The sequence below is a fragment of the Xenorhabdus sp. SGI246 genome, from assembly GCF_040838225.1.
GTDB lineage: Bacteria > Pseudomonadota > Gammaproteobacteria > Enterobacterales > Enterobacteriaceae > Xenorhabdus > Xenorhabdus indica.
The window spans coordinates 1-1,202 of record NZ_JBFPEZ010000153.1; the positions used below are offsets into that span (position 1 = coordinate 1).

Below are 1,202 nucleotides of genomic sequence, written 5' to 3' on the forward strand. Positions count from 1 at the left end.
GTTGATGATGCTGGATAAGGCGCTGTATTGTTTCTTCTGAGAACAAATCTGCGGCGTATTCGATCACTACTTCCAGTGCATCACCGTCACCAAAAAACTGGAAATCCATTTCACTTGTCGTTATTTTTTCCACAGAAAACGTCCGGTTGACTGACAAACCATGGCCTATCTGCTCCAGGGATGCCTGACGGTAATTCTGATGCCGTACTACCACCGGTACCAGCGGTACTTGACTGCTTTCGCGCTGGAGCCTGAGTTCTTTCAGCAGGTGTTCAAAGGGCAGAGCGTGGTGTGCAAACCCGTGCAGAACAGTGTCTTTAATCCGGCTTAATAACTCCGGAGCTGTCGGCTCTCCTGATAAATCCAGCCTGAGTGGCAAAATATTAATAAAGAATCCGATAAGGTTTTCCAGCTCCACGGCATCACGACCAGCAGTGGTTGTCCCAATGCAGATATCGTCACGACCGGTATAGCGCTGCAGCACAACAGCCAGGCCACTCAGTAGCACCATAAACAGTGTCGCCCCTTGTGCATGGCCGAACCGGGCAACGCCCTGTGACAGGGTCTTCGGGTAGGTGTACCGGACCAGACCTGCACGCCAGGCCCGGGTTGGCGGACGGGGATAGTCATACGGTAAATCCAGGCCATCCTCATACCCATGCAGCGTTGTTTTCCAAAAATCCAGATGGTCACTGAGATCCTGCCGGCGTTGCCAGCAGGCATAGTCAGTATACTGCACTGGCAGCACTGGCAGATTTGCCTCTTTCCCGGTCTCAGCAGCCCGATATAGGCACTGTAAGTCCCGGGTTAATACGCCTTCAGACCAGCCATCTGATACAATATGGTGGGTGTTTATCAGCAGGACAGCACACCCGGTCTCTGGCTTCAGCACAACAGCCTTGAGCAGCGGTCCCGAAGCCAAATCAAAGCTTTCATTTGCGAATGCATTGACATACAGCTCCATTTCCGGGTTAGTTATTGGCAGCTCAGGAATGTCCAGCACCATCTCTTCCATAACCCGCTGAACAGTGCAGCCGTCATCCGTTGTCGCAAAGGTTGTCCGAAGTGCTTCATGCCGGCAAACCAGCGCATTAAATGCCCGGCCCAGCAAATCAACGCGAATTCCCGCGTGTAACTCAAATGCCATCAGCATGTTGTAGGCTGTTTGCTGCCCTTCCATATGCTCATGGGTAAACCACAAT

At 52.1% G+C, this 1,202-nt stretch carries 1 protein-coding gene; it reads right to left on the minus strand.

From position 1 onward, the window contains the following. On the minus strand, window positions 1–1,202 hold a 1,202-nt coding region (locus tag ABLA85_RS18730; protein ID WP_367965814.1), incomplete at both ends, for a condensation domain-containing protein.